Origin of the sequence: Mesorhizobium sp. M1050 (assembly GCF_040318715.1) — a bacterium.
Taxonomy (GTDB): domain Bacteria; phylum Pseudomonadota; class Alphaproteobacteria; order Rhizobiales; family Rhizobiaceae; genus Mesorhizobium.
On sequence record NZ_JAMYMV010000018.1, the window covers coordinates 83555 to 90460 of the forward strand.

15 protein-coding genes are annotated in these 6906 nt (G+C 61.6%); all 15 read right to left on the bottom strand.

Annotation, left to right across the window (positions count from 1 at the left end):
- Positions 1-5: 5 nt before the first annotated feature.
- Complete coding sequence (gene rplE / locus NKH57_RS13150; RefSeq protein ID WP_013531429.1) at positions 6-605, bottom strand: 50S ribosomal protein L5; 600 nt, start codon at positions 603-605, stop codon at positions 6-8.
- On the bottom strand, positions 598-912 hold the full coding sequence (gene rplX, locus NKH57_RS13155; protein ID WP_013531428.1) for a 50S ribosomal protein L24: 315 nt from the start codon (positions 910-912) through the stop codon (positions 598-600). Before rplX ends, rplE begins: the two co-directional genes overlap by 8 nt.
- A 12-nt stretch (positions 913-924) precedes the next feature.
- On the bottom strand, positions 925-1293 hold the full coding sequence (gene rplN, locus NKH57_RS13160) for a 50S ribosomal protein L14 (protein ID WP_006205457.1): 369 nt from the start codon (positions 1291-1293) through the stop codon (positions 925-927).
- Between the two features lie 84 nt (positions 1294-1377).
- The gene (gene rpsQ, locus NKH57_RS13165) at positions 1378-1617 is read right to left on the bottom strand and encodes a 30S ribosomal protein S17 (protein ID WP_010909280.1); all 240 of its coding nucleotides are present in this window, start codon (positions 1615-1617) and stop codon (positions 1378-1380) included.
- A gap of 11 nt (positions 1618-1628) precedes the next feature.
- Positions 1629-1829, bottom strand: coding sequence for a 50S ribosomal protein L29 (gene rpmC, locus NKH57_RS13170; RefSeq protein ID WP_006205459.1), 201 nt, complete (start codon positions 1827-1829; stop codon positions 1629-1631).
- Positions 1830-1842: 13 nt separating this feature from the next.
- On the bottom strand, positions 1843-2256 hold the full coding sequence (gene rplP, locus NKH57_RS13175) for a 50S ribosomal protein L16 (RefSeq protein ID WP_013531427.1): 414 nt from the start codon (positions 2254-2256) through the stop codon (positions 1843-1845).
- 27 nt (positions 2257-2283) lie between these two features.
- Positions 2284-3009, bottom strand: coding sequence for a 30S ribosomal protein S3 (gene rpsC, locus NKH57_RS13180; RefSeq protein ID WP_023672753.1), 726 nt, complete (start codon positions 3007-3009; stop codon positions 2284-2286).
- The gene (gene rplV / locus NKH57_RS13185) at positions 3009-3398 is read right to left on the bottom strand and encodes a 50S ribosomal protein L22 (RefSeq protein WP_006205462.1); all 390 of its coding nucleotides are present in this window, start codon (positions 3396-3398) and stop codon (positions 3009-3011) included. Before rplV ends, rpsC begins: the two co-directional genes overlap by 1 nt.
- A 2-nt stretch (positions 3399-3400) precedes the next feature.
- Positions 3401-3679 (bottom strand): 30S ribosomal protein S19, encoded by a 279-nt coding sequence (gene rpsS, locus NKH57_RS13190; RefSeq protein WP_006205463.1) that lies wholly within the window; start codon positions 3677-3679, stop codon positions 3401-3403.
- 16 nt (positions 3680-3695) lie between these two features.
- Positions 3696-4529, bottom strand: coding sequence for a 50S ribosomal protein L2 (gene rplB / locus NKH57_RS13195; RefSeq protein WP_027026960.1), 834 nt, complete (start codon positions 4527-4529; stop codon positions 3696-3698).
- A gap of 23 nt (positions 4530-4552) precedes the next feature.
- Complete coding sequence (locus NKH57_RS13200; RefSeq protein ID WP_023757976.1) at positions 4553-4846, bottom strand: 50S ribosomal protein L23; 294 nt, start codon at positions 4844-4846, stop codon at positions 4553-4555.
- Positions 4843-5463, bottom strand: coding sequence for a 50S ribosomal protein L4 (gene rplD / locus NKH57_RS13205; RefSeq protein ID WP_023757977.1), 621 nt, complete (start codon positions 5461-5463; stop codon positions 4843-4845). The genes NKH57_RS13200 and rplD overlap by 4 nt, the downstream gene beginning before the upstream one ends.
- Entirely contained in the window at positions 5463-6185 is a 723-nt protein-coding gene (gene rplC, locus NKH57_RS13210) for a 50S ribosomal protein L3 (protein WP_023757978.1), read from the bottom strand. Before rplC ends, rplD begins: the two co-directional genes overlap by 1 nt.
- A 61-nt stretch (positions 6186-6246) precedes the next feature.
- Positions 6247-6555, bottom strand: coding sequence for a 30S ribosomal protein S10 (gene rpsJ / locus NKH57_RS13215; protein WP_010909272.1), 309 nt, complete (start codon positions 6553-6555; stop codon positions 6247-6249).
- Between the two features lie 63 nt (positions 6556-6618).
- Positions 6619-6906 (bottom strand): EF-Tu C-terminal domain-related protein (locus NKH57_RS13220; protein WP_488550050.1); only part of this gene is annotated, 288 nt, incomplete at its 5' end.

A 6906-nucleotide genomic window follows, 5' to 3' on the forward strand; every position in this document is an offset into this window, starting at 1 on the left:
TGCCGTTACTGGCGGAAGGGGAAGTTGAAGGCCTTGAGCAATGCCCTGGCTTCGTCGTCCGTCTTCGCAGTCGTACAAACGATGACGTCCATGCCCCAGATCTGATCAACCTTGTCGTAGTTGATCTCCGGGAACACGATGTGTTCCTTGATACCCATGGCGTAGTTGCCACGGCCATCGAAGCTCTTCGGATTCAGTCCGCGGAAGTCGCGGACGCGCGGCAGTGCGATGTTCACGAGGCGGTCGAGGAACTCGTACATGCGTTCCTTGCGCAGCGTGACCTTGGCGCCGATCGGCATCTTCTCGCGGACCTTGAAGCCGGCGATCGAGTTGCGGGCGCGGGTGACGACGGCCTTCTGGCCGGCGATCATCGCCAGGTCTTCGGCCGCGATCGAAGGCTTCTTCGAATCCGCGGTCGCTTCGCCAACGCCCATGTTCAGCACGATCTTGTCGATGCGGGGAACCTGCATCTCGTTGTCGTAGCCGAACTGCTCCTGCAGCGCCTTGCGGATGGTCTCGTTGTAGACCTGCTTGAGGCGCGGCGTGTTCTGGGCCTTGGACTGTTTGCTTTCAGCCTTTGGCTTCGTGGTTTGAGCCTTAGCCATTGATGACTTCTCCCGAGCGCTTGGCGACGCGCACCTTCTTGCCGTCCTTCTGGAAGATGAAACCGACGCGGGTCGGCTTGCCATCCTTGGGGTCGGCCAGCGCGATGTTCGACAGCTGGATCGGCGCTTCCTTGGTGATGATCCCGCCCTCTTGGGACTGGGACTGCTTCTGGTGACGACGGATCATGTTGACGCCGCGCACCAGCGCGGTGTCTTCCTTCGGCTGTACCGAGAGGACTTCGCCCGAACGGCCCTTGTCCTTGCCGGCCAGCACGACGACCTTGTCGCCTTTTCTAATCTTTTGCATTGGTCCGGCTCCTTACAGCACTTCAGGCGCGAGCGAGATGATCTTCATGTGGTTCTTGGCGCGGAGTTCGCGCGGAACCGGTCCGAAGATACGCGTGCCGATCGGCTCTTTCTTGTTGTCGACGAGAACGGCCGCGTTCTTGTCGAAACGGATCACGCTGCCGTCCGGGCGGCGGATGTCCTTGGCCGTGCGAACCACGACCGCCTTCATCACATCGCCCTTCTTCACGCGGCCGCGCGGGATGGCTTCCTTGATCGACACCACGATGATGTCGCCCACGGAAGCGTATTTCCGCTTCGAGCCGCCCAGCACCTTGATGCACATGACACGACGGGCGCCGGAATTATCCGCGACGTCGAGGTTTGTTTGCATCTGAATCATGACTGGCCGCCTTCTTCTTTTCTAACGGGATGGGCCTCAAAGCCCCTCCCCGGTCTGTCCAAAATTCGTTGTTTACGCCCGAGGTCAGGCTTGGTCCGAAGACACGACGATCCAGCGCTTGTCCTTGGAAATCGGCTTCGATTCCTGGATGAACACCTGATCGCCAACCTTGTGGGCGTTGTTCTCGTCGTGCGCCTTGTACTTCTTGGTCATGCGCACGGTCTTCTTCATCACGGGATGCGTGAAGCGCCGTTCGACCTTGACGACAACCGTCTTCTCGTTCTTGTCGCTGACGACGGTGCCCTGCAGAATGCGCTTTGGCATGGTTTTCGTCCTTAAGCCTTCTTAGCCGCGGACTTTTCCGCAGCGATGGTCTTGATACGCGCAATGTCCTTACGGACCTGTCTCACGCGCGCGGTCTTCTCAAGCTGGCCGGTGGCCTTCTGGAAGCGCAGGTTGAACTGCTCCTTCTTCAGGCTGGCCAGGTCGTCGGTCAGCTGGTCCTGGGTCTTGGTCCGGATGTCTTCGGCTTTCATGATCAGCCCGTCCTTATTCTGCGATGCGCTGCACGAAGCGCGTCTTGACCGAGAGCTTGGCCGCGCCGAGACGCAGTGCCTCACGGGCGGTTTCTTCATTGACGCCGTCGATCTCGAACATGATGCGGCCCGGCTTGACGCGCGCCGCCCAGTAGTCGACCGCGCCCTTGCCCTTACCCATGCGGACTTCGGTCGGCTTCGAAGTGACCGGCACGTCCGGGAAAATACGGATCCAGACGCGACCAGCGCGCTTCATTTCACGCGTGATCGCGCGGCGTGCCGCCTCGATCTCGCGCGCGGTAACGCGGTTCGGCTCAAGCGCCTTCAGCCCGAAACCACCGAAATCCAGATTGGTGCCGCCCTTTGCGGTACCATGGATACGGCCCTTGAACTGCTTGCGGAACTTTGTGCGCTTTGGCTGCAGCATCGTTCTAACTCCAAATTCCTAAATGTCTCAGGCGTTTTCGCGACGACGACCGCGTTCGCGATCACCACCACCGCCATGCGCAGCATCGCCCTCGGTCGCACGACGCTCCGAAGCCATCGGGTCGTGCTCGAGGATCTCGCCCTTGAACACCCAGACCTTGACGCCGCAGATGCCATAAGCGGTGTGCGCTTCGGCAGTGCCGTAGTCGACGTCAGCACGCAGCGTATGCAGGGGCACGCGGCCTTCGCGATACCATTCCATACGCGCGATCTCGGCGCCGCCGAGACGGCCGGCGCAGTTGATGCGGATGCCTTCGGCACCGAGGCGCATGGCCGACTGAACGGCACGCTTCATGGCGCGGCGGAACGCGATACGACGCTCGAGCTGCTGGGCGATCGACTGGGCGACCAGGGTCGCGTCGATTTCCGGCTTGCGCACTTCAACGATGTTGAGGTGCGTTTCGGACTTCGTCATCTCCATCAGCTTCTTGCGAAGCTTCTCGATGTCGGCGCCCTTCTTGCCGATGATCAGACCCGGGCGCGCGGCATGGATGGTGACGCGGCACTTCTTGTGCGGACGCTCGATCACGACCTTCGAGATGGCAGCCTGCTTGAGCTCCTTCTCGAGATACTTGCGGATCTTGATGTCCTCATGCAGCAGCTTGCCGTACTCGCCGGTGTTCGCGAACCAGCGCGAATCCCAGGTGCGGTTGATGCCGAGGCGAAGACCGATCGGATTGACTTTCTGGCCCATTATGCGGCCTCCCCTTTTTCTTCGACTTCACGAACGACGATCGTGAGGTGCGAGAACGGCTTCTCGATACGGCTCGCGCGACCACGGCCACGGGCATGGAACCGCTTCATGACGATCGACTTGCCGACATAGGCTTCCGCCACGATCAGTGCATCGACATCCAGGTCGTGGTTGTTTTCCGCGTTGGCGATTGCCGATTCCAGCGTCTTCTTGACCGTGCCGGAAATCCGCTTGGCCGAGAATTCGAGATCGGAAAGCGCTGTCGCGACCTTCTTGCCGCGGATCAGCGCGGCAACCAGGTTCAGCTTCTGCGGGCTGATACGGATCGTGCGCAACACGGCGCGCGCTTCGTTATCAGCAAGCCTGCGCGGAGCTTTGGCCTTGCCCATGATTATTTCCTCTTCGCCTTCTTATCCGCGCCGTGACCGTAATAGGTCCGGGTCGGAGCGAATTCACCGAACTTGTGACCGACCATGTCCTCGTTCACCGAGACGGGAACATGCTTCTGGCCGTTGTAGACACCGAAGGTGAAGCCGACGAACTGCGGCAGGATAGTGGAGCGACGGCTCCACATCTTGATCACCTCATTGCGACCACCTTCACGAACCTTGTCCACCTTCTTGAGAAGGTAGCCGTCAATGAAGGGGCCTTTCCAAATCGAACGAGTCACTTGGCGTTACCTCTTCTTAGCTCTTGCGCTGATGGCGCGAGCGCAGGATGAACTTGTCGGTCGCCTTGTTGGACCGCGTCTTCTTGCCCTTGGTCGGCTTGCCCCAAGGCGAAACCGGATGGCGGCCACCCGAGGTGCGGCCTTCACCGCCGCCGTGCGGATGGTCAACCGGGTTCATGGTCACGCCGCGATTGTGCGGACGCTTGCCACGCCAGACCGTGCGACCGGCCTTGCCGTCATTGATGTTGCCGTGGTCCGGATTGGACACGGCGCCGACAGTAGCCATGCAAGAGCCGTGAACGACACGCTGCTCGCCCGAGTTGAGGCGCAGGATCGCCATGCCCTGGTCACGACCGACCAGCTGACCATAACCACCGGCCGAACGGGCGACCTGAGCGCCCTTGCCCGGCTTCAACTCGATGTTGTGGACAATGGTGCCGACCGGCATCGAGGCCAGCGGCATCGCATTGCCCGGCTTCACGTCGACCGCTTCGCCGGAGACGATCTTGTCGCCGGGAGCCAGACGCTGCGGAGCGATGATGTAGGACAGCTCGCCATCGTCATACTTGATCAGCGCGATAAAGGCGGTGCGGTTCGGATCGTATTCAATGCGCTCGACCGTGCCGACAACGTCGAACTTGCGGCGCTTGAAGTCGATGATGCGGTACGAACGCTTGTGGCCACCGCCGATGAAGCGGGCGGTGATGCGGCCGTGGTTGTTGCGGCCGCCCGACTTGGTCAGGCCTTCGGTCAGACCCTTGACGGGCTTGCCCTTGTAGAGGCCGGAGCGGTCGACGATGACCAGCTGACGGGTGCTGGGCGTTACCGGGTTGAATTTTTTCAGTGCCATGTTTGTTGTCCTCGCGGCCTTGCTCAGAGACCCGTCGCGACGTCGATCGACTGGCCATCTGCCAGCGTCACGATCGCCTTCTTGACGTCGCTCTGGCGGCCAACCGTGCCACGGAAGCGCTTGATCTTGCCCTTGCGGACAAGCGTGTTCACGGCCATCACCTTGACGCCGAACAGCGCTTCGACGGCGGCCTTGATTTCCGGCTTCGACGCCTTCTTGGCGACGTTGAAGACGACCTGGTTCTGCTCGGAGGCCATGGTCGACTTTTCGGTGATCGCCGGCGAGACGATCACGTCATAATGACGAAGGTCGGTCATTTAAAGCGCTCCTCGAGAGCCTCGACGGCGGCCTTAGAAAGGACCAGCGTGCCGCGGCGCAGAATGTCGTAGACGTTGATGCCCTGGATGGGCAGCACGTCGATGTTGGGGATGTTCGTCGCCGCCAGCTTGAAATTCTTGTCAAGCTCGGCGCCGCCGATCAGCAGGGCGTTGGTCAGGCCCAGCGTCGCGAAATTCGCGATCAGCGCCTTCGTCTTGGCCTCGGTCAGCTTCAGCTCGTCGATGATGATGATCGACGCGCTCTTGGCCTTGGCCGAGAGAGCATGCTTCAGCCCGAGAGCGCGAACCTTCTTCGGCAGTTCGTGCTCATGGCTGCGAACGACCGGGCCGTGGGCCTTGCCGCCGCCGCGGAACTGCGGAGCGCGTGCCGAATGGTGGCGGGCGCGGCCCGTACCCTTCTGCTTGTACATCTTGGCGCCGGTGCGCGCGATCTCGGCGCGGCCCTTGGCCTTGTGCGTGCCCTGCTGTTTCTTGGCGAGCTGCCAGCGCACGACGCGCTGCAGGATGTCCTCGCGCGGATCAAGGCCGAAAATCTCCTCGGAGAGTTTCACCTTGCCGGCGTCCTTGCCGCCAAGCGTTGTGATCTTGAGATCCATTATTCCGCTCCCTCTGTGGCCGGAGCCTCGTTCTTAGCAGCTGCCGCAACGGCGCGGATCGCGGCGGGCTTCGGCGCATTGGCCGGCAGTGCCACCTTGGCCGCATCGCGGACCAGGATCCAGGCGCCCTTCGATCCGGGAACCGCACCGCGGATCAGGATCAGGCCGCGGTCGGCATCGGTCGAGACGATCTCGACATTCTGCGTGGTGACGCGGGTGTCGCCCATGTGGCCAGCCATATGCTTGCCCTTGAACACCTTGCCCGGGTCCTGGCGCTGGCCGGTCGAACCGTGCGTACGGTGCGAGACCGAGTTGCCGTGCGTCGCGCGGCCACCGCCCATGTGGTGGCGCTTGATCACGCCCTGGAAACCCTTGCCGATCGTCGTGCCCGTCACATCGACCTTCTGGCCGGCGACGAAATGCTCGACGGTGATCTCGGCGCCAACGTCGATCATGTTGTCGGCGGAGACGCGGAACTCGGCGACCTTCGCCTTCGGCTCGACGGAAGCGGTCGCGAAATGGCCGCGCATCGCCTTCGACGTGTTCTTCACCTTGGCAAGGCCAACGCCGAGCTGAACGGCGGTGTAGCCATTCTTCTCTTGCGTGCGCTGGGCCACGACCTGGCAGTTCTCCATCTGGAGAACGGTGACGGGAACATGTTCCCCGGCATCGTTGTAGATGCGGGTCATTCCCACCTTCTTTGCAATCACACCTGAACGCATCGGTTCAATTCCTTTAGAGTTCCGGGCCAGGGGCACCGCCCCTTACCGCGCTCTCATTCCCTTAGAGCTTGATCTCGACGTCGACACCGGCGGCCAGATCGAGCTTCATCAAAGCATCGACCGTCTGCGGGGTCGGATCGACGATGTCGAGCAGACGCTTGTGCGTGCGCATCTCGAACTGCTCGCGGCTCTTCTTGTCGACGTGAGGCGACCGGTTGACCGTGAACTTTTCGATCCGCGTCGGCAGCGGAATGGGGCCGCGGACGTTGGCACCGGTGCGCTTGGCCGTCGACACGATTTCCTTCGTCGAGGCGTCGAGCACGCGGTGGTCAAACGCCTTCAGGCGGATGCGGATATTCTGTCCGTTCATGCGTCACTTCCTTGTTCTGGCGCGGCGCGGGCAGCGCCCGCGACAGATCGGTTTAAGTCCAAATTACTCTTTGATGGTGACGACGATGCCGGCACCGACGGTGCGGCCGCCTTCACGGATGGCGAAGCGCAGCTTCTCTTCCATGGCGATCGGCACGATCAGCTCGACATCGACGGTGATGTTGTCGCCCGGCATCACCATCTCGGTGCCTTCCGGCAGCGACACGATGCCGGTCACGTCGGTCGTGCGGAAGTAGAACTGCGGACGGTAGTTGGTGAAGAACGGCGTGTGACGGCCACCTTCGTCCTTGGTCAGGATGTAGGCTTCGGCCACGAACTTCTTGTGCGGCTT